This is a genomic window from Deltaproteobacteria bacterium (assembly GCA_019309545.1).
Taxonomy (GTDB): Bacteria; Desulfobacterota; Desulfobaccia; order Desulfobaccales; family Desulfobaccaceae; genus Desulfobacca_B.
Window position 1 is genome coordinate 38,117 of record JAFDGA010000009.1, and the last position, 17,670, is coordinate 55,786.

A 17,670-nucleotide genomic window follows, 5' to 3' on the forward strand; every position below is an offset into this window, starting at 1 on the left:
AATTACTTTATCTCGATTGCCTTTAAAAGGCAAGGGAGGTGCCCGCGGCGTTTATCAAACCAAATTGAATTCTGGCCTCACTTCGCCCACTACATTTTTTAAATGATTTCTGATCGGGGGGTGATAATAACTGGCCAAAGCAGTGGCGGCGGTGGGGATAAGGATCCCCAGCTGGTTAAGAATTTCAATGACAGTGGGGTTCAGGCCACGGGGATGGCCGTCAGAAATTTTAATGGCCACCCCCAGCCCGGAATCGAGCAGGGCCAGGGCATAGCCCCCCTCGGCCCCGGTCTTGGCAAAGACTTTGTTAGGCAATGCCTGCATAACATCAGTACACAGGCGGCCGTCACCAGCGATCAGGCGGGGATGGGCCAGACTGGCCTGCATCAGGGTGGCCAGTCCCGCCATGACCGGATTGGCAGGAACACGGCTAGTAGCTGCGGCGGCTAATTGGGCATAAGCCCAGGCAATCTGACGCAAGGGTACATAAAACACCGGCACCCCGCAACCGTCAATGGCCACGGTGATCTCTTGCCGCGGCACCCCCGTCACCTGGGCAATGGTATCCAGCACCAGTTGCTGGACCGGGTGCTGAGGGTCAAGATAATCGTCCAAAGACCAGCCCTGATGGACACAAAGGGCCAGCATGGCAGCATGTTTGCCGGCGCAATTGTTGTGCAACGGGGTGGGCTTTAATCCGGCCTGGGCCAGGGCCTGGGCCGTGGGTCGATGGGAGGGGGGGTGAATGCCGCACTGCAGGTGGTCAACAGTCAGCCCCAGGCGATCCAGGACCCTTTGGACTACGGCAACATGAAAATCCTGCCCGCTCAAGGAGCCGCAAAAAATGGCCAACTCCTCGGGACCGAAGCCAAAGGCCGCTGCCGCCCCGGTCAGCAACACCGGCAGGGCCTGGAGGGGTTTGGCCATCGAGCGCAGACAGACCCAGAGATCAGGGTCGCCAAGGTAATGAAGCAAGCGGCCGGAGCCGTCAACCACGGCAATGTGGCCATAATGTACACTCTCGACCCGGTCCCCTCGGGTAACTTTTACCAGGATTTCTGCCATTATACGCTCCTGAAGCGAATTGTGAACATCTTACTCGTTACAATTAAAAGGTTATTTAAAGGGGAAAGCCGTTTTTTGACCCCAATTCAGTTATTTTATGAGCGGCATAACAAAAATTCGGCTGTTTATCGCTCATCTGAAGCAGGCTGCGTAGACCAGGGCCAGAGTCATGGTCAGGCCAAAGAGAAAGTGGGTCTGAATGGTCAGGGACTGCGCCGGAATAATCTCCTGATAGGTATGGTAGTGGCGGCAGAGCAAACCGATAGCCCGGACTGCCAACGGCAACGGCAGTAAAGCCGCAAAGAGGAGATCCGGCAACCTATAAACCTCTACCAGAAGGGGCAGAGAGAAAAACGGGGCCAACATCAGCCCGGCATAAACCCACCGGGAGGTTGACAGGCCGAGCCGGGCCACCAGATGATATTTGCCCACCTCTCGATCCGCCTCAAAATCCGGGAATTGATTTATCCAAATGACCGCAGCGATCAGGAACCCGAAGGGAATGCCGGCCATAAAGGCCATTACTTTTAATTTGCCGACCATGACATAATAAGTTCCCCAGGTAATAAGCGGTCCGAACACTAAAAAGATGTCTAATTCCCCCAGCCCCCGGCTCATGAGTTGTACCGGTCGGGCCGAATAACCATATCCCCCCAGCAACCCCAGCAGCCCCAGCACTGCCACCAGCGGTCGGCCTAAATAGATCAAGGTTAATCCCGCGACCACGGCCAGGACAAAGCAAGCCAAAGCCATGTTTTTGATGGTGCCTGCTGAAAATTGCTGGTTCTGGATAACCCGGCTGCCGCCGCTAAACGGGGTCAGTTTGAGATTGATCGGATCGCTACCCTGGGCGTCAAAATAATCGTTGAGCAGGTTGGCTCCCAGATGCAGCGTCCCCACTCCCAGCAGAGTCAGCCCGAGCATAAGCAAATCCCCGGTCTTTTCGGCCCAATAGGCCAAGGCCCCCCCGGCCAGCACCGGCATCAGGGAGCCGGTCAGAAACGGCAGCCGCAGGGCTTGCAGATAAACATTCATCGCGGTCCCCCAGAAATCAGTCCCTACCGCAGGACCCTATTTACCAAGGCGATTATAAGGTGAATCAACCGGGGAGTCAATGCCTCAGCACCAGGTAGTTCTGATTTGATTATCTGAATCCTCATCTGGTCCAGTGGCACCATTAACGAACATTTTTTCACTCTGATTACAAGTTTTCCACAAATTCGGTTGCTTACCCCAAATAAAAACATTATTCTAATAAATTTAATTAAGAAATCATCGAAAATTTCAGTGATCGAATTGACATTTAAGGGAGGAGGCCGAATGGCACGCAAAAAGATCACCGTGGTGGGGGCTGGAAACGTCGGGGCGACCTGCGCCCATTGGATGGCCGAACGGGAGTTAGGCGATATTGTCTTAGTGGATATAGTGGAGGGCATGCCCCAAGGTAAGGCCTTAGACCTGATGGAGGCCCGTCCGATTTTTGGTTTTAATGTCAATATCATCGGTAGTAATAGTTATGAAGAGACCGCCGACTCCGATCTGGTCATCGTCACCTCGGGGGTGGCCCGCAAACCCGGGATGAGTCGGGAAGACTTGCTCAATACCAACACCAAGATTGTGGCCGAGGTTACCAGAAATTTGGCCGCGCTCTCACCCCAAGCAATCCTGATCAATGTGGCCAACCCGCTGGACGCCATGTGTTATGTGATGAAAAAGGTGAGCGGCTTTCCCCGCCCGCGGGTCATGGGTATGGCCGGCATCCTCGACACCGCCCGGTTCCGCTGTTTTATCGCCATGGAACTGGGGATCGCGGTCGAAGAAGTGCACTCCGTGGTCCTGGGCGGCCATGGCGACGACATGGTGCCGTTGTTAAGCTACACGACCGTGTCCGGCATCCCGATCACCCATCTGATCAGACGTGAACGCCTGGAGGCCCTGGTCGATCGCACCCGCAAAGGCGGCGGCGAAATTGTCGCCCTGCTCAAGACCGGCTCAGCCTATTACGCCCCGGCGGCGGCGGCGGCACAAATGGCCGAGGCCATTCTGAAAGATCAGAAACGGGTGGTTCCGGTCTCCGTCTATATGGAAGGCGAATACGGCCTTAAGGACATCTTTTTTGGGGTGCCGGTGGTGTTGGGGGCTGGAGGAGTGGAGAAGGTTCTGGAACTGCCCATGACTTCCGAAGAACAGGCCATGCTGGAAAAATCCGCAGCCGCGGTTACCCAGACCAGGGATGAGTTGAGTATCTAAGCCTTATTTGGGGCAAGCAAGATCTCTGGGGACATCCTGAGCCGCCTAGATAGAATATCTTTAAGATTTTCCGGCAACCGGAGGCGGCTCAGAATACCAAACAATATTCCGACAATACGGCAACAGACTTATGGAAGATATAGAACCAGAAAGTTTGTTGACTATTTAGCAGGGGAATCTGCCTTGACAAATAAGGAAATTAAAGATTAAAATATCAATTTGATTATCATTGGGGTGGCACAGTATGAAGACATATGTTGGCCGTGAAGCGGAGGCTCAGAAAAAATGGTATCTGGTTGATGCCCGGGGTCAGGTGTTGGGCCGCCTGGCCAGCCAGATTGCCATGATCCTGCGTGGCAAAACCAAACCGATTTATACCCCCCATGCCGATATGGGGGATTTTGTGGTGGTAGTCAATGCCGGACAGGTCCGTTTGACTGGGAAAAAACTGGATAGTAAAGTATATTATCGGCATAGCGGTTATATGGGGGGGATCAAGTCCATTACGGCCCGCAAGCTGCTTGACAAGAAGCCTGAGGCGGTCTTAAGGGCCGCGGTGCGGGGGATGCTGCCTAAAAATAGCCTGGGCCGCCGATTGTTAAAAAAACTCAAGATCTATGCCGGTGGCGAGCATCCCCATCAGGCGCAACAACCCGAGGTTTTGACAGTAAAATTAGTCCAAGAGAAGAGATATGACTAGCAAGGTCAATATTCATGCCACAGGCAAACGGAAAAATGCTATTGCCCGGGTCTACCTGCGTCCGGGAACAGGCCGAATTACTGTAAATCAACGGGAATTTACCCAATATTTTCCCTGTGAAACTTCTCGTATGATCATTCAACAGCCCCTGGAGCTGGCCAACGTCGGAAGTGAGTTCGATATCGTAGTCAACGTTCGGGGCGGCGGCATTTCCGGTCAGGCCGGGGCGATCAAACATGGCCTCAGCCGGGCTCTGGTAGAATTAAACCCTGATTTCCGACCGATCCTCAAGAAAGCCGGGTTTTTGACCCGGGACGCCCGGATCAAAGAGCGCAAGAAATATGGCCAGCGGGGAGCCCGAGCGCGCTACCAGTACTCCAAACGGTAATTTTACCTAAGGTTAAGGCATGATGGTCAAGGTCGCGGTGGTGGGGGCTTCCGGATACACCGGCCTGGAACTGGTCCGGCTCCTAGCTCGCCATCCTGAGGTGGAGATCGCGGCGGTTACTTCCCGGGAATATGCCGGACAGCCGTTGCGTACCGTCTTTCCGGCCCTGGCTCAAATTGTGGCACTGGCCTTTACCGCGCCGGAGCCAGAGACCATTGCTACTCAGGCCGAATTTATATTTACCGCCCTGCCCCATAAAGCAGCTATGGGGGTGATCCCTTCCTTTATCCAGGCGGGCTGCAAAGTAGTTGATCTGAGCGCTGATTTCCGCTTTCAGGATCAGGGGCTTTACGAGCAATGGTATCAACCGCACAGCGCCCCGGAACTGCTGGCCGAAGCCGTATATGGCCTGCCCGAACTGTATCGCCCGGCCATTCGCACCGCCCGGTTAGTGGGCAATCCTGGCTGTTATCCGATCAGCGTCATTTTAGGCCTGGCCCCCCTGCTTAAAGCTGATCTTATCGACCCGGAAACCATTATCGCTGATTGTAAATCCGGAGTCAGCGGCGCCGGTCGGGGCGTTGCCTTAGCCAGCCTCTTTTGCGAAGTCAACGAGGGATTCCGGGCCTACAAAGTCGCCGAGCATCGCCATACTCCAGAAATCGAGCAGGAGTTGAGCCGGGTTGCCGGTTTTCCGGTCCGGGTCACTTTCACCCCCCATCTGGTACCGATGAGTCGCGGTATTCTGGCCACTTTGTATGCCCACTGGCGACACCCGGTCACCGATTCGGAAATTTACCAGCTGTATCAGGAGTTTTATCAGGGCCACCCCTTTATTCGACTCTGTACCCCTGGCGAGTTGCCTAACACTGTTTTTGTCAGAGGTACCAACTTCTGTGATCTGGGCTTTCGGCTTGACTCCCGCACCGGCAGAATCATCGTCTTATCGGCCATTGATAACCTGACCCGCGGAGCCTCGGGCCAGGCCATCCATAATATGAATCTGATGCAGGGATGGCCGGAAACCCAGGGACTGGAAACTGTTCCTTGGGTTCCTTAGAGAAGAACTCCATTCCTCCTAACTTCACCGGATTTATTGGTTAAGTCAAAAAGATAATGAATTGGTGCCAAAGAAGAACTTGGGAGAGGGAACTAGGTGCGGCAAATCCCTAATCTTCTCTAAACCCTCTCTCTTCAACAAGTTTAACCCATCTTTCCGGTCTGGACCAGGATTGAACCGTGGGTTGTAAAAAAGAGAAATATGGCAGAATCCGTTTTAGTTGAGCAAATCGCCGGCTGGCTCCAGGAGCAGATAAACAAGGCCGGGGCCCGGGGCGCGGTCTGTGGATTGAGCGGCGGCATTGATTCCGCCGTGGTTGCCGCTCTGGGCCAAAAAGCCCTGGGTAATGAGTTTCTCGGTCTGATCATGCCCTGCCACAGCTTATCGCATGATATCAAAGACGCCCAGCGGGTGGCCGACCACCTGCGATTGCCCCATGAGACCGTAGATTTAAGTCCGGTATATGATCTTTTCAAGTCCATCCTGCCTCCGGGTCCGCCGATGGCTGATGCCAACCTTAAGCCCCGGCTCCGCATGGTCACCCTGTATTATTATGCCGCCCAACGCCAGGCCCTGGTGTTGGGCACCAGCAATAAAAGCGAAATCGCCGTGGGTTATTTTACTAAATACGGGGATGGCGCTGCGGATCTATTGCCCCTGGCCGATCTGCTCAAGACCGAAGTCCAGGCTTTGGCCCAGGCCTTAGGGCTCCCGGACTGGCTACAACAGAAACCGCCGACCGCCGGGCTGTGGCCTGAACAGACTGATGAACAAGAGATGGGGGTAACCTACAAAGAGTTGGATCGCTTTCTGAACGAGACCGCTTACCACCTGCCCACCACGGTTAGTATGGTGGCCCAGGAACGCATCTTAGCCCTGATGCGTCAATCGGCCCACAAACGGCAGCCCCCGCCGGTATTCCGCAAAGACCTTGCCAGCCTGGGATGATAGACTGCCGCAAGCACAGTTCAACCGGACCGTGCTAGATCAACTCCGAGGGTCAGTCCTAAGGTTCTTAAAAACATTGCCGCCAAGAAAAATACTTGAAGTTTTTTGCCAGCTTGCTATAGTAAGAATGATTATGCAAAGACTATCATATACTTGCAAAAATTAGGTTGGCTGTCGGCGATCGTCAGCTTTCAATTTATAAAAGGTGGAACCTCCATGAAAGTACTGTGGGCCCCGTGGCGGATGGAATATATCCTGGGGGAGGATAAACCCCAGGAATGTATTTTCTGTCCCCAGCCTAACGAAGATCTGAAATCCCGCCTGGTGCTGTTCAGCGGCCGCCTGACCCGGGTGATGATGAATAAATATCCTTATATTAACGGCCATCTGCTGGTCTCACCTTTACGCCATGTGGCCGGTCTCGAAGATCTGACCGAGGCCGAGCTTTTGGATCTGATGCTTAAGGTGCGTCAATCCCTGGCCATTCTCAAGCAAGTAATGAACCCCGACGGGTTTAATGTCGGGCTCAATCTCGGCCAGGTGGCTGGGGCTGGGGTCGAAAGCCACCTGCATTTTCACATTGTCCCCCGCTGGCTGGGAGACACCAATTATATCCCGGTATTTGCCGAGGTTCGGGTTATCCCTGAACACTTCCTCCAAACCTATGCAAAGTTGACTCCGCATTTCCAGGCCTTAAAGGACGGAGACTAGTCATGCGCCCCTTAAAAATGATCTTTGTTATGTTGTTGTTCATCTTAGCCATTGTGTTCATCAAACAGAATTTGGCCACTTTGGAACACGAGGTCAGGCTGCATTTTAATATTTACTTCCATACCTTTGAAAGTATGCCGATTCCTCTCTGGCTCCTGCTGTTGTTTACCTGTTTTATTGGAGCGTTGACCGTAAGCCTGTTTTCATTTTTCGAATGGATCAAACATCGCCAAACTATCCGCCAACTGCAACATAATCTGGAAATCGTCACCAGCGAGCTTAGAACGGCAAAATCCCAGACATCCAGTCCAGATCTAGCAGTGGCCGCCGAGCCTGAGGAAAGGAAATCCCAGCCGGGTCCCGCCTGAGGTGCTGGTTGGTCAATACTAGCTTAATCTTCTCCAGGGTCAAAATCCTCATCAGCTTTTTTGCTTCGGGGCCATAAATCTGACGCTGATCCCCTGCCGCCATTTCCCTTAAGTTTCGCTGCTACCCTTTAAGTTTATGGTATAGTCCGGGGAACCGAAAAAGACGTTTTACGAATTCACTATTTTTGAGATATAATAGTTTTATGTCCGAATTGGCGCCGGAGAAGATCACCCCTATGCTGCGCCAGTATCTGGAGATCAAGACCCAGCACCAGGATGCGCTGCTGCTGTTCCAGATGGGCGATTTTTTTGAAGTTTTCTTTGATGATGCCCGCCAGGTCGCCCAGGCCCTGAACATCGCGCTGACCAGCCGCAGCCGGGCCGAGGAAGAACCCATTCCCATGGCCGGCTTTCCTCTGCATGCGGCTGAGGGTTACATCTCCCGCCTGATCGAGCAGGGTTTCCGGGTGGTTATCTGTGAACAGATGGAAGATCCCCGCCAGGCCAAGGGACTGGTCCGGCGGCAGGTGACCCGGATACTGACCCGGGGCTTGGTAGTTGACCCCGCTAACCTAGCCGCTAAAGAAGCCAACTATCTGGCCGCGGCTACCTGGAGTAAAAAATCCTGGGGGCTGGCGTTCTTGGACCTGTCGACCGGTGAATTTCGGGTCACCGAAGGACGGGATCAACCATCACTATGGGAGGAACTCCGGCGCTTGCGGCCGGTGGAATTATTATTGCCCGATTCCCTGGCCGCGCAGGACCTGACGGAGCCGTTGTCAGGTTTTCCTCAATCTCCCAGTGTCCGCTATCTGACCGACGACGCCTTTGTCCTCGAGACCGCTAAGCGGCGTTTGACCCAGCAATTGGGCACTCTTTTCCTGGATGGCTTCGGCCTGGCCGAATATTCGCTGGGTCTAGGGGCCGCCGGGTCTATTCTCTATTACTTACAGGAAACCCAAACCACTTTCCCCAAGCATATTTTCCGTCTCATCCCATATACGTTAGAAGACTACTTAGGATTGGACGAGGCCACCCTGCGCAACCTGGAAATCTTCGAAACCTCCCGAACCCGCAGTCGGCAGGGGTCGCTGTTAGAGCTGCTGGATGTTACTCAGACCGCTATGGGGGGGCGCAAATTGGCTCACTGGCTGCGCTATCCTTTACGCCAGCTTGACCAGATTCAGGCGCGGCTGGCTGCGGTGCAATTTTTTAAGGAAAACAGTCGGTTACGTCAGCAATGGCGGCAGACCGTCAAAGGCATGGCCGATCTGGAGCGCTTGACAGCCCGTATCGCTCTGGAGCAGGCCACCCCCCGAGACCTGATAGCTCTGAAAAATTCGCTGGCCCACCTGCCTACACTGAGGGTCATACTAGCCGGGGATTTGCCCCCCTTGCTGGCCGCCACCACCGCAGAGCTGGAAGACCTGCAAGATGTTCATCAGCTTATTGATCAGGCGATTGTGGCCGAAGCGCCTTTATCAGCCAAAGAAGGCGGGATTATTCAGGAGGGCTTTAATCCTGAACTAGATGAATTGCTGGCCCTCAGTCGGCAGGGTAAGGACTGGATCTCTCGTTTGGAAGCCCAGGAGCGGCAGCGTACCGGCATCAACTCCCTCAAGGTCCGTTATAACAAAGTATTTGGCTATTATCTGGAGGTTTCGCGGGCCAATTTACATCTGGTGCCCGAGGACTACATCCGCAAACAGACCTTGGTCAATGCCGAACGTTTCATCACCGCCGATCTCAAGGAATATGAATCCCGTGTCCTGGGAGCCGAGGAGGCCCGGGGGCAGCTGGAATGGCAGCTCTTTAAAGAAGTCCGACAACAGGTGGGGGCCCAATCCCGGCGCGTAAAGATGGTAGCCGAGGCCGTGGCGACCCTGGATGTCCTGGCCGCCCTGGCCGAAGTCGCCAGCCAGTATCAATATACCTGCCCTTGCCTCCAAGAGCGCGCGAGCCTGTGCATCCGCCAGGGCCGGCATCCGGTAATCGAGCGGCATTTGCCCGCCGGAGGCTTTGTTCCCAATGATATCATAGTGGACGACCGCGCCCAGGTACTGATCATTACCGGCCCTAATATGGCGGGTAAGTCCACCATTCTGCGCCAGGTGGCCCTGATCAGCCTGATGGCTCAGGTGGGAAGTTTTGTTCCGGCTGCCGAGGCCGTCTTGGGGGTGGTGGATCGCATCTTCACCCGGGTAGGGGCGGTGGATGATATTGGCCGCGGCCAAAGCACTTTTCTGGTAGAAATGCATGAAACCGCCAACATTTTGCATCAGGCTACCCCTCGCAGCCTGGTCATCCTGGACGAAATCGGCCGGGGGACCAGCACTTTTGATGGCCTGGCGCTAGCCTGGGCGGTAGCGGAACACCTCCACGATTTTGCTGGGTCAGGGGTTATGACCCTGTTCGCCACCCACTATCATGAATTGACTGCCCTGAGCCGTCTCAAACCCCGGGTACAGAATTTACATGTGGCGGTGGTCGAAGCCGACGGCAAAATCGTTTTCCTGCACCAGTTGCGCCCCGAGGCCTCCAGTAAGAGTTACGGCATCCAGGTGGCCCGGCTGGCCGGAGTCCCGGAAGGGGTGATTGAGCGGGCTCAAGAGGTGCTGGAAAATATTGAGGCCGGAACCCTGGACCAGTTGGGTTTCCCCCGTCTGGCCCGCCCCCGGCGACGCTCAGCGCCCCAGGATGCGGGGCAATTGGGGCTGTTTACTGGCTCCGGAGCCATGTCCAAGCCCGAATCAACGAACCCTTTGGATCACTAGGGGGTATTTCATGATGATGAGGTTTTTCTAAGCCGGTTTTTACCTCCGGAGCTGATTTGCTCTTGACAAATCCTGGCTTACAAGATTAAATAATATTGCAGAGCGGGAATAACTCAGTGGTAGAGTGCAACCTTGCCAAGGTTGAAGTCGCGGGTTCGAATCCCGTTTCCCGCTCCATTTTTTTGGGGCGGCATAGCCAAGTGGTAAGGCAGCGGTCTGCAAAACCGTTATTCTCCGGTTCGAATCCGGATGCCGCCTCCAGATTTTCCCAAAACTCAGCCCTTGTTGGACCTGGAAGCCAAGCTCGATAAATATAGGCAGTTATCATTCCGAATATTGCCTTGCCGGGCGTGCCGTAAACTTTCCTGCAATTAATTTAATCAATATTAATGTCTGTGGTTAACCGCTTATTGCCGACCATGGGCGGTCGGTTCGCCACTGCCCTGGGGATCGATCTGAAGGGCGGCCCCCAGGAGCGCCAGAAGTGGCTGCTGGCCGCCATTCTTTTTGGAGCGCGCATTTCGGGAGAATTAGCGGCTCGCACTTACCAGGTGTTTGCCGCCAACCGCATTACCGAACCCCAGGCCATCCTGCGACAGGGGTGGGACCGGCTGGTAGATCTGCTGGATGAGGGGGGCTATGCCCGGTATGATTTTAAGACTGCCACCAAGCTGTTGACTGCCATGGCAAACTTACAGCAGGATTATCAGGGCGATATAGAGCAATTGCATGCGGTGGCTCGGGATGCCCGCGATCTGGAGAAGCGGCTGATGAAACTGGCTCCTGGTATCGGGCCGACCACAGTGGAAATCTTTCTGCGGGAGCTTAGGGGTGTATGGCTCAAAGCCGCGCCACGCTTAAGCCCTTTGGCAGCGGAAGCTGCCAAGCATCTGGGGTTGGTGCCCTCAGGCTTAACGGCCCAGGCGGCCCTGGAGGCGCTGCAACAGTGTTGGGCCGCTGAGTCCCTGGCAGGATATGACTTTGCCGATCTGGAAGCCGCCTTGGTCCGCTTGGGGCGTGATTACTGCCGCAAGGCCAAGGGCCCGCCCTGTCCTATGGCTGCCCATTGTCAGCGGCCTGAGTGCCCTCGCCGTCCTTTCCGAAATAAATGAAGGGGGCCGTAACTAACCTTGGGAAAGGGGGCCAGCGGTCCCCTGACCCTCCCCTCAAATCTAAATGCCCAAGGAATAACTGAAACAGGCCGGGGCTCCCGGGTTAAGTCCCGCCGCCACTCAGGTTCAGACCGATTATGCCAATAATCACCAGTCCGAGGGAAATCAACTTAAAGACGCTTACCGGCTCCTTAAACCACATCATGCCGGCGGTGGCGATCAACGCCGTTCCCAGGCCCGACCAGACGGCATAGGCAATGCTGACATCGATTTTTTTCAGGGCCAGGGTCAAGGAGACCAGGCTGAAGCCGTAAAAAATGAACATGGCCAGCGACGGCAGAAATTTGCTGAACCCCTGAGACAGCTTCATGGAAATGGTGCCGCTCACTTCTAAAATGATGGCCAGAATTAGAAAAAACCAGGTCATTGCCTTTCCTAGATAATCTCCGGCGGTCCAGTTGGAGGAGGGCGAACCAGACCTTAAATCCGATTCGTCAAGACTACAGGCTGATAGCCGTCAGGGGTAATAGTGGCAAAATAAAAGGGAGACGCGACTTCCTGGGTGGCGGCGGCCCGCTTTTCCAGAAATTCCCAGCTCATTTCCAGCAGTTCCGCCAACGGCGTCCCCTGTTGCAGGGCCTTCAGCAGCCGCATTTCCATACCCAGATGACGGGGCATGACGACCAACGGTTGAACCTGAAGGCGCTCCAAAGGCAAGACGTTGTTTTCGCTGGCCAGCAGGGAAACCTGGTAAGTTGGGGGCGGGGTCTGGGGCGCATAACCCGCCAGGATGAAATATATCCGGCGCAAGTCCTCCGGCTCCGGCCCGTGTTGGGCTAAATAACGGCCATAGGCTTGGGAGAGGAAGGAAAGGGCAAACCCGATGATGGCCTCAATCTCCACCAGGCGGCGCTGGTCGACTTCGTGGCGCAAGGCCAGCGACAGGGGCACGCTGACCCCGGAGCCGCCGCTTATTACGGCGGCATGAGTCCCCAACGGAAACAGCTTTTCCACCGTGAAATAGTGGCTCTGACCGTCCTCAGCAAAAGTGGTGGCCTGACTGTCGGTGGCCAGGATAATCCCATGCTGGTTGTATCCTACCAGAGCTTGGGTCATAGAAGATTCTCCTTATATTAACCTTTAATAGGGTAAGTAATAATTTAGAATTGGACTTTTGCTCAACTATCTCCGGTGCGGCAGATAGACTTCCCGGGCCTTGATGCCGTCCGAGGGGCCGACCAGTCCTTCTTTTTCCATCATCTCAATGATCCGGGCGGCGCGATTATAGCCCACCCGCAGCCGGCGCTGCAGCATGGAAATGGAGGCCTGCCGGGTTTCAGCGACGATTTCCAGGGCTTCCTGGTATTTTTCGTCCTTTTCCCCCAATTCTTCTTCTTCAGCCTTCTGCTCCTGGATCTCCAGGATGCCCGGTTCAAATTCGGGGCTCCGCTGGGCCTTAAGGAAGTCAACCACCCGCTTGACCTCCTCCTCCGAAATGTAAGGCCCGTGAATCCGCTTCAGCCGCGACGTGCCAGGGGGCATAAACAACAGGTCACCCAGCCCCAAGAGCTTTTCGGCCCCTACCGTATCCATGATGGTCCGGGAGTCCACCTTGGAAGACACCTGAAAGGAAATCCGGGTGGGGAAGTTGGCTTTGATCAGGCCGGTGATGACATCGACAGAAGGTCTCTGGGTGGCCAGAATCAGGTGAATACCTGCGGCCCGGGCTTTTTGGGCCAGACGGATGAGATATTCCTCGGTCTCCCGGGCCGAGATCATCATCAGATCGGCCAATTCGTCGATGACGATGACAATATAGGGCAGAGGCCGCACACTATCCTCTTCTTCCTGGTTTTTGGTCATTTTTAAGGTCTTAAGGATTTTGACATTGTAAGATTCAATATTGCGCACTTCCAGGTCGGAGAGCAGACCATAACGGCGTTCCATTTCTTCCACCGCCCAGCGTAAGGCGGTAGTGGCCACTTTCGGATTGATGACCACCGGATGCAGCAGATGTGGAATTCCCTCGTAAGTTGACAACTCGATGCGCTTGGGGTCGACCATCAGAAACCGCACTTCTTCCGGGCTGGCCTTGAAGAGAATGCTGATGATCATGGCATTGAGTCCGACGCTTTTGCCAGTACCGGTGGCCCCGGCAATCAAAAGATGAGGCATCTTGCCTAGATCGGTGACCACCGGCTGCCCCATGATGTCTTTGCCCAGGGCGATGGTCAGAGGAGAACGGGACTGGCGATAGATCTCATGGCCTAAGATTTCCCGCATGGTAACCAGTTGCCGTTTGGCATTGGGAATCTCGATGCCAATCACTGCCTTGCCGGGCACCGGGGCAACAATGCGAATCGATAGAGCCTTCAGAGCCAGGGCCAGGTCGTCAGCCAAGCTCGTAACTTTGCTGATTTTTATACCCAACGCCGGTTCAAATTCAATCATGGTAATCACCGGGCCGGGACGCACCGCCACTACCTTGCCTTCCACCCCAAAGTGTTGCAGGGTATTTTCTAATTTTCGGGCCTGGGCCAATAAGGCTTCTTCCTGCACCTGGAAATCCCAGGCAGGCGGTGGATTCAAAAAATCCAGTTGAGGTAGAATAAAGCTGCTCAGCGGTATGGCTTTGACCCGCTTCTGACGGCGAGAAACGGTTTCCGCCGAGGCCGATACCACTGGCTCCGGCAAGGGCTCGGCTGGCGGGGCAGCAGCGGCAGCGGCGTTAAGTGAGGTAGTCGGGTCCTCGGCTGAGGGCGGTATCAGCGAAGGCTGCGGTGATTCCAGAGGATTAGGCACTTCCGGGGCTTCCCGGCCGCGGCCGCAGATGGCCTGAACCAGCGCGGCTATTTTTTCCCGAATAAGCCCCAGCAAAGCAACGTAGGAGATTCGGGTCACGGCCATGAAACTGACCAGCAAAAGCGCCACTAGTGCCAGGGCGGTTCCGGCCAGATTGAGCCAGGGGGTCAACAGCACTAACAATCGCCATCCCAAGGTACCGCCGCCCAAAATCTGGCTGCCCCCCAAAGGGAACAAGGGCCAGCCCAGAGAGATCAGCCCGGCAGTGGCCAGCGGCAGCCCCAGATAAGCCAGCCAATGCCAGGGATAGCGGAGGCCGGCATCCCCCTGGTAGAACTTTAGAGCCAGCCAACTCAATATAATGGGGAGCCAGAAAGCTGCCAGTCCCAGAGCCCGGATAAGATAGTCGGCGATCAGTGCTCCGGCTTTGCCCCCCCAGTTGGCTACCGGTCCAACCGCGGTCAGTCCAGCGGTATCAGTGGAACTATAAGAAAGCAGACTGATCACCAGAAACAGGTCCAATACCAGCAACAGTAGGGCAATTATTTCTTGGCTCAGACGACGGCCCGGAGGAGGTGCCGCCGGCCCCTTGGCTGGTTTGGGCAATATGGTTTTTGATTTTCGCTTACTCTTAGTTTTCTTGGGGCGTGCCATGATCAATAATAAAAGATAGTAATATTCAGATAATACCAAATTGTGTCAAAAAATTATAGTATTAATAAAATGGCTATCAGACTCTAAAATTTTAGCATAACCGGGAAGAAATGCCAAATTGCGCCCAACTGGGGAGCGGTAGCGCATGGTATTTTTTCCGATCTTCATTCAGTTTTAGCTTTTCGCCGGGAGGGAGATTCTGGATACTGTCCGCAGTCATCAAACTTGCCCTTCAGCTAAAGTATGGTATAAAGTATCAGATAATTCAGATTTCTCAGGAGCAAGGAATGGAAGTGCGCTACGACCCGGCCCGGATTGAGGCAAAATGGCAGCGATACTGGATGGAACAGCGGTTGTTTGAAGTTCAGGAAAGGGCCGATCAACCGAATTATTATGTGCTGGAGATGTTCCCTTATCCCTCCGGCCGTATTCATATGGGGCATGTGCGTAATTACACCATCGGTGATGTGATTGCCCGTTACAAACGGATGCAGGGTTACAATGTCCTGCATCCCATGGGCTGGGATGCCTTTGGCATGCCAGCGGAAAACGCGGCTCTGGCCCATAACATTCATCCGGCTAAATGGACCAACGACAACATTAATTACATGCGTCAGCAACTCAAGTCTTTGGGTTACAGCTATGACTGGTCCCGGGAATTGTCTACTTGTGATCCGGAGTATTATCGCTGGGAACAACTGGTGTTTATCGAAATGTATCGACGGGGCATGGCCTACAAAAAACTTTCCGCGGTTAACTGGTGTGAGCACTGCCAGACAGTATTAGCCAACGAACAGGTCGAAGGGGGATGTTGCTGGCGGTGCCAGCAACCGGTAACCTTGAGGGAATTCGAGCAATGGTTCTTTAAAATTACCGATTATGTTGACGAACTGCTGGAATATTGTGACAAGTTGCCCCACTGGCCGGAGCGGGTCCTCACCATGCAAAAGAACTGGATCGGCAGATCCGAGGGTGCGGAAATCTATTTCCCGTTAGAGGGTAGCGACGAGTCCATTGCGGTGTTCACTACCCGTCAGGACACCCTTTACGGGGCCACTTTTATGAGCCTGGCCCCGGAACATCCGTTGGCTCTCAGTTTAGCTCAGGGAACCCCGCAAGCACAGGTGGTCCGGGACTTTGTAGAGCGCTGGAAGCAGCAGGACCGTAGTCGCGGCCAATTAGAAGATCTGACCAAGGAAGGGGTCTTCACCGGGCGCTGTTGTCTCAACCCGGTAACCGGCTGGCGGATGCCTATCTACGTCGCCAATTTTGTCTTGATGGAATACGGCACCGGTGCGGTGATGGCAGTCCCGGCGCATGATCAGCGGGATTTCGAGTTTGCCCGGAAGTATCAATTGCCCGTTGTAGTGGTCATCCAGCCTCCGGGGCAGACCTTATCCGCGGATACCATGACCGCTGCCTATGAAGATGAAGGCACCTTGGTCAACTCCGGCCCCTTTAATGGTCTGGCCAGTTCAGAAGCCCGCCCGGCTATATTGCGGGATCTCGAAGCACAAGGGAAGGGGCGCGCCTCATTGCATTATCGCTTGCGCGATTGGGGTATTTCCCGGCAACGTTATTGGGGGGCACCGATCCCCATCATCTACTGTGAGCACTGTGGTATCCAGACCGTGCCCGAGGCTGACTTGCCGGTAGTTTTGCCGCTGGAGGTCAACATTACTATGGCCGGCGGCTCCCCCCTGGCGCAGCTGGATACCTTTGTCCATACTAGCTGTCCGGCCTGCGGCCGCCAGGCCCGGCGGGAAGTGGATACAATGGATACCTTTGTGGAGTCCTCCTGGTATTTCTTGCGCTACACCTGTCCGGATTACCAAGAAGGGCCCCTGGATCCCGCCCGGGTGAATTACTGGCTACCGGTGGATCAGTATATCGGTGGTATTGAGCACGCGGTCATGCACCTGCTCTATGCCCGGTTTTTCACCAAAGTACTGCGCGATCTGGGATTGATCAGCCTCGATGAGCCTTTTACCCGGTTGCTGACCCAAGGCATGGTCCTCAAGGACGGCGCCAAGATGTCCAAATCCAAGGGAAATGCGGTAGATCCGGACGAGATGATCAAAGCCTACGGTGCAGATACCACCCGACTGTTCTGTCTGTTTGCCGCCCCGCCGGAACGGGACCTGGAATGGAGTGAACAGGGGATCGCGGGGTGCGCCCGATTCCTCCATCGGGCCTGGACCCTGGTCTCGGATCTACATAGCCAGTTGGCCGGGCTAAAACCATACTGCGGTTCCGGAGCAGAGTTGCCGCCGGGCCTAAAGGATCTGCGCCGCAAGGTGCATCAAACCATTCATAAGGTGACCGTTGACATTGAATCCCGATTCCATTTCAATACCGCCATTGCGGCCATGATGGAGTTGGTAAATGAACTCTACCTGGCCCGGGACCACCAGGAAATGAATTTGGAAGCCGGACCCCTGGCGGCCCCGGTGTGGCGCGAGGCGATCGACTCCTTGTTGTTAATGTTGAGTCCTATGGTGCCACATTTTGCGGAAGAATTGTGGGAAGCTTTGGGACACTCAATCCCGATTCTGCTGGCCTCCTGGCCCCAGGCGCAACCCGAAGCCCTGGCTGCAGAAACCCGCTTGGTAGTCATTCAGATCAATGGCAAGTTGCGGAGTAAGATCGAGGTGCCGGCGGAGGCCGGGGAAGACCAAATACGTCAACGGGCTCTGGAAGATCCTCGCATTCAGGAGTTGATCCAGGGGAAGAAGCCCAAAAAAGTGGTGGTGGCCCGTCAGAAGTTGGTTAATATTGTAATATAAAATAGAATTATGGTTATCAACCATCTGTCCAGGTGAGTCAGGTCAATAAACC

At 54.7% G+C, this 17,670-nt stretch carries 15 protein-coding genes and 2 tRNA genes; 12 read left to right on the plus strand and 5 right to left on the minus strand.

The window, feature by feature from the left end; translation table 11 throughout:
* Window positions 1–54: 54 nt before the first annotated feature.
* On the minus strand, window positions 55–1,065 hold the full coding sequence (locus JRG72_04250; protein MBW2134435.1) for an asparaginase: 1,011 nt from the start codon (window positions 1,063–1,065) through the stop codon (window positions 55–57).
* Between the two features lie 132 nt (window positions 1,066–1,197).
* The gene (gene menA, locus JRG72_04255; protein ID MBW2134436.1) at window positions 1,198–2,100 is read right to left on the minus strand and encodes a 1,4-dihydroxy-2-naphthoate octaprenyltransferase; all 903 of its coding nucleotides are present in this window, start codon (window positions 2,098–2,100) and stop codon (window positions 1,198–1,200) included.
* 285 nt (window positions 2,101–2,385) lie between these two features.
* On the opposite strand from menA, the gene mdh reads away from it, so the two are divergent.
* The 11 genes from mdh to JRG72_04310 all read left to right on the plus strand — a co-directional run bounded on the left by mdh (window position 2,386) and on the right by JRG72_04310 (window position 11,376).
* Window positions 2,386–3,315, plus strand: coding sequence for a malate dehydrogenase (mdh, locus tag JRG72_04260; protein ID MBW2134437.1), 930 nt, complete (start codon window positions 2,386–2,388; stop codon window positions 3,313–3,315).
* A 244-nt stretch (window positions 3,316–3,559) separates the two neighbouring features.
* Window positions 3,560–4,015, plus strand: a complete 456-nt coding sequence (gene rplM, locus JRG72_04265) for a 50S ribosomal protein L13 (GenBank protein ID MBW2134438.1) — start codon at window positions 3,560–3,562, stop codon at window positions 4,013–4,015.
* On the plus strand, window positions 4,008–4,403 hold the full coding sequence (gene rpsI / locus JRG72_04270; GenBank protein MBW2134439.1) for a 30S ribosomal protein S9: 396 nt from the start codon (window positions 4,008–4,010) through the stop codon (window positions 4,401–4,403). The genes rplM and rpsI overlap by 8 nt, the downstream gene beginning before the upstream one ends.
* 22 nt (window positions 4,404–4,425) lie before the next feature.
* Window positions 4,426–5,463: an N-acetyl-gamma-glutamyl-phosphate reductase gene (locus tag JRG72_04275; GenBank protein ID MBW2134440.1), complete on the plus strand. Its 1,038-nt coding sequence runs from the start codon at window positions 4,426–4,428 to the stop codon at window positions 5,461–5,463.
* A 201-nt stretch (window positions 5,464–5,664) separates the two neighbouring features.
* A complete protein-coding gene (gene nadE / locus JRG72_04280; protein ID MBW2134441.1) occupies window positions 5,665–6,411 on the plus strand; it encodes an NAD(+) synthase in 747 nt (248 codons plus the stop codon).
* Between the two features lie 216 nt (window positions 6,412–6,627).
* Window positions 6,628–7,122 carry an HIT domain-containing protein gene (locus tag JRG72_04285; protein ID MBW2134442.1) on the plus strand — a complete coding sequence of 165 codons (495 nt, stop codon included), beginning with the start codon at window positions 6,628–6,630 and terminating at the stop codon, window positions 7,120–7,122.
* 2 nt (window positions 7,123–7,124) lie between these two features.
* Window positions 7,125–7,490 (plus strand): LapA family protein, encoded by a 366-nt coding sequence (locus JRG72_04290; protein MBW2134443.1) that lies wholly within the window; start codon window positions 7,125–7,127, stop codon window positions 7,488–7,490.
* A gap of 203 nt (window positions 7,491–7,693) precedes the next feature.
* Window positions 7,694–10,264: a DNA mismatch repair protein MutS gene (gene mutS / locus JRG72_04295; GenBank protein ID MBW2134444.1), complete on the plus strand. Its 2,571-nt coding sequence runs from the start codon at window positions 7,694–7,696 to the stop codon at window positions 10,262–10,264.
* A gap of 102 nt (window positions 10,265–10,366) precedes the next feature.
* Window positions 10,367–10,441 (plus strand) — tRNA-Gly (locus JRG72_04300).
* Between the two features lie 9 nt (window positions 10,442–10,450).
* A tRNA-Cys gene (locus JRG72_04305) sits at window positions 10,451–10,525 on the plus strand.
* Between the two features lie 128 nt (window positions 10,526–10,653).
* Entirely contained in the window at window positions 10,654–11,376 is a 723-nt protein-coding gene (locus JRG72_04310; protein ID MBW2134445.1) for a hypothetical protein, read from the plus strand.
* Window positions 11,377–11,479: 103 nt separating this feature from the next.
* Here the strand turns inward: JRG72_04310 and JRG72_04315 are convergent, their stop codons facing one another.
* The 3 genes from JRG72_04315 to JRG72_04325 all read right to left on the minus strand — a co-directional run bounded on the left by JRG72_04315 (window position 11,480) and on the right by JRG72_04325 (window position 14,832).
* Window positions 11,480–11,803, minus strand: a complete 324-nt coding sequence (locus JRG72_04315) for a multidrug efflux SMR transporter (GenBank protein ID MBW2134446.1) — start codon at window positions 11,801–11,803, stop codon at window positions 11,480–11,482.
* Between the two features lie 53 nt (window positions 11,804–11,856).
* On the minus strand, window positions 11,857–12,492 hold the full coding sequence (locus JRG72_04320) for a hypothetical protein (protein MBW2134447.1): 636 nt from the start codon (window positions 12,490–12,492) through the stop codon (window positions 11,857–11,859).
* Between the two features lie 66 nt (window positions 12,493–12,558).
* A complete protein-coding gene (locus JRG72_04325; GenBank protein MBW2134448.1) occupies window positions 12,559–14,832 on the minus strand; it encodes a DNA translocase FtsK 4TM domain-containing protein in 2,274 nt (757 codons plus the stop codon).
* Between the two features lie 287 nt (window positions 14,833–15,119).
* Between JRG72_04325 and JRG72_04330 the strand changes: the two genes are divergently transcribed.
* Window positions 15,120–17,618: a leucine--tRNA ligase gene (locus JRG72_04330; protein MBW2134449.1), complete on the plus strand. Its 2,499-nt coding sequence runs from the start codon at window positions 15,120–15,122 to the stop codon at window positions 17,616–17,618.
* The last annotated feature ends 52 nt before the right edge of the window (window positions 17,619–17,670 follow it).

Bases quoted from the DNA above. Each gene is read 5' to 3' on its own strand.
- menA (MBW2134436.1), bottom strand. From the start codon at position 2,100: ATGAATGTTTATCTGCAAGCCCTGCGGCTGCCGTTTCTGACCGGCTCC.
- JRG72_04285 (MBW2134442.1), top strand. From the start codon at position 6,628: ATGAAAGTACTGTGGGCCCCGTGGCGGATGGAATATATCCTGGGGGAG.
- nadE (MBW2134441.1), top strand. From the start codon at position 5,665: ATGGCAGAATCCGTTTTAGTTGAGCAAATCGCCGGCTGGCTCCAGGAG.
- mdh (MBW2134437.1), top strand. From the start codon at position 2,386: ATGGCACGCAAAAAGATCACCGTGGTGGGGGCTGGAAACGTCGGGGCG.
- JRG72_04315 (MBW2134446.1), bottom strand. From the start codon at position 11,803: ATGACCTGGTTTTTTCTAATTCTGGCCATCATTTTAGAAGTGAGCGGC.
- JRG72_04320 (MBW2134447.1), bottom strand. From the start codon at position 12,492: ATGACCCAAGCTCTGGTAGGATACAACCAGCATGGGATTATCCTGGCC.
- mutS (MBW2134444.1), top strand. From the start codon at position 7,694: ATGTCCGAATTGGCGCCGGAGAAGATCACCCCTATGCTGCGCCAGTAT.
- JRG72_04275 (MBW2134440.1), top strand. From the start codon at position 4,426: ATGGTCAAGGTCGCGGTGGTGGGGGCTTCCGGATACACCGGCCTGGAA.
- JRG72_04290 (MBW2134443.1), top strand. From the start codon at position 7,125: ATGCGCCCCTTAAAAATGATCTTTGTTATGTTGTTGTTCATCTTAGCC.
- rplM (MBW2134438.1), top strand. From the start codon at position 3,560: ATGAAGACATATGTTGGCCGTGAAGCGGAGGCTCAGAAAAAATGGTAT.
- JRG72_04250 (MBW2134435.1), bottom strand. From the start codon at position 1,065: ATGGCAGAAATCCTGGTAAAAGTTACCCGAGGGGACCGGGTCGAGAGT.
- JRG72_04310 (MBW2134445.1), top strand. From the start codon at position 10,654: ATGTCTGTGGTTAACCGCTTATTGCCGACCATGGGCGGTCGGTTCGCC.
- rpsI (MBW2134439.1), top strand. From the start codon at position 4,008: ATGACTAGCAAGGTCAATATTCATGCCACAGGCAAACGGAAAAATGCT.
- JRG72_04330 (MBW2134449.1), top strand. From the start codon at position 15,120: ATGGAAGTGCGCTACGACCCGGCCCGGATTGAGGCAAAATGGCAGCGA.
- JRG72_04325 (MBW2134448.1), bottom strand. From the start codon at position 14,832: ATGGCACGCCCCAAGAAAACTAAGAGTAAGCGAAAATCAAAAACCATA.